Source organism: Stieleria sp. (genome assembly GCF_041595215.1).
Lineage (GTDB): Bacteria > Planctomycetota > Planctomycetia > Pirellulales > Pirellulaceae > Stieleria > Stieleria magnilauensis.
The window spans coordinates 1-1891 of sequence record NZ_JBFHKV010001368.1; the positions used below are offsets into that span (position 1 = coordinate 1).

A 1891-nucleotide genomic window follows, 5' to 3' on the forward strand; every position below is an offset into this window, starting at 1 on the left:
CGAACCGTCGCGGATGCCCCGCATCGCGTCACGAAATTCTTGCTCGGTCAAGGAACTGTCCAGACGGGCGGCGCGGATCCCACGTGCGGCCAAGGCGTCACACTGGTCCTTCATCAACGCGATCAGCGGCGAAACGACGACGGTCGTGCCGCTGAGCATCTGGCTGGGCAATTGGTAACACAGACTCTTGCCGCCCCCGGTCGGAAACACCGCCGCGACATTCTTTCCCGCCAACAAACGCTCGATCACCGCCGCCTGACCGCTGCGGAACTCCTCCAGTCCGAATCGGTCTCGCAAAATCTGACGTGCTTCTCCGGCCAACTCCGATTCAGCCAATGTCATGGTCGTTCCTTGTATACTATGCCTTCGGCTCAATCATCAACGCAGCATGCTTCCCGTCCGACGCTAAGGTTTACCAACCCCGCCATGAAATCAATCCCGCTACGTTCATTTTTCTGCTCGCTGGCCGTGATGGTGCTGGCCTGTTGCTGGCACGTAGAAACCTCCGGCCAAGAGACACCGCCCAACGTCGTGATCATCTTCATCGACGACATGGGCTATGCCGACATCGGCCCGTTCGGCGACACGGGCTATCCGACGCCGAATCTGGACCGCATGGCTGCCGAAGGTCGCAAGTTCACCGATTTCTGCGTCTCATCGGCCGTTTGCAGCGCCTCCCGCTCGGCCCTGATGACGGGGTGCTACCACAAACGCATCGGTATTTCCGGGGCACTGGGTCCGAAGTCAAATATCGGGCTCAACTCCAACGAAACCACGATCGCGGAATTGTGCCGCAGCAAAGGGTATCGCACCGCGATTTATGGAAAGTGGCATCTGGGACACCACCCCAAGTTTCTGCCCACCAACCACGGCTTCGACGAGTATTACGGGATTCCGTATAGCAATGACATGTGGCCATTGCACCCGGCCACCGTCGCCAAACGACGCATCGATCCCGACGCACCGAGCAATTGGGCCGAATTGCCGATGATCAAGGACACCCAAATCGTCATCGACAGCATCCAACCGGCCGACCAAGAGCAGATGACGAAGCAGTTCACCGAGCGGGCCGTCGAATTTATCCGGCGCGATTCCGAAAAACCGTTTTTCCTCTATCTGCCACACCCGATGGTGCACGTCCCGTTGTTTGTCTCCGACGACTTCCGCGGAAAGAGTGGTCGCGGTTTGTTCGGCGACGTGGTCATGGAAGTGGATTGGTCGGTGGGCCAGATCTTGAACGCGATCGAAGACATCGGTGTCGAACGCAACACCCTGGTCGTGTTCACCAGCGACAACGGCCCCTGGCTTTCATACGGGACACACGCCGGAAAAGCGACGCCGCTGCGCGAGGGCAAGGGCACGATGTTTGAAGGCGGCTATCGCGAGCCGACGTTGATGTGGTGGAAGGGAAAGATCCCGGCGGGAACCACTTGCGACACCTTCGCCAGCACGATTGATTTGCTGCCCACGATCGCCGCACTGGCCGACGCCGAATTGCCCGATCACAAAATCGACGGCCACGACATCCGCCCCCTGATGTTCGGCCACAACGATGCCAAAACACCCCACGAATCGTTCGCATGTTTTTACAAGGGCGAATTGGAAGCGGTGCGAAATGAACGCTTCAAGTTGGTGTTTCCACACAAGTACCGCACTCTCAACGGACACCCCGGTGGCACCGGCGGACTACCGATCGCCTATCAAAATAAAATGGCCAAGCGGGCGTTGTACGATTTGGACAACGACATCGGCGAAACGACCGATGTGTCGGCCGAGTTCCCCGACGTCGTCGCCGAACTGGAAGCCGCAGCGGCCAACTATCGCAACGAGATGGGCGACAAGTTGACCCAAACCAAAGGGACCGAGATCCGGCCGGCCGGAAAGCTGGAAC

The 1891-nt window shown here is 58.8% G+C and carries 2 protein-coding genes; one reads left to right on the top strand and one right to left on the bottom strand.

All coding sequences use genetic code 11. The features are described 5' to 3' along the window. The coding region (locus tag ABX749_RS31355) for a DEAD/DEAH box helicase (RefSeq protein WP_372899495.1) at window positions 1–342 on the bottom strand (342 nt) is incomplete at its 3' end. A gap of 84 nt (window positions 343–426) precedes the next feature. On the opposite strand from ABX749_RS31355, the gene ABX749_RS31360 reads away from it, so the two are divergent. Further along, window positions 427–1891, top strand: a 1465-nt coding sequence (locus ABX749_RS31360) for a sulfatase (RefSeq protein WP_372899496.1), incomplete at its 3' end; no start/stop codon positions are given.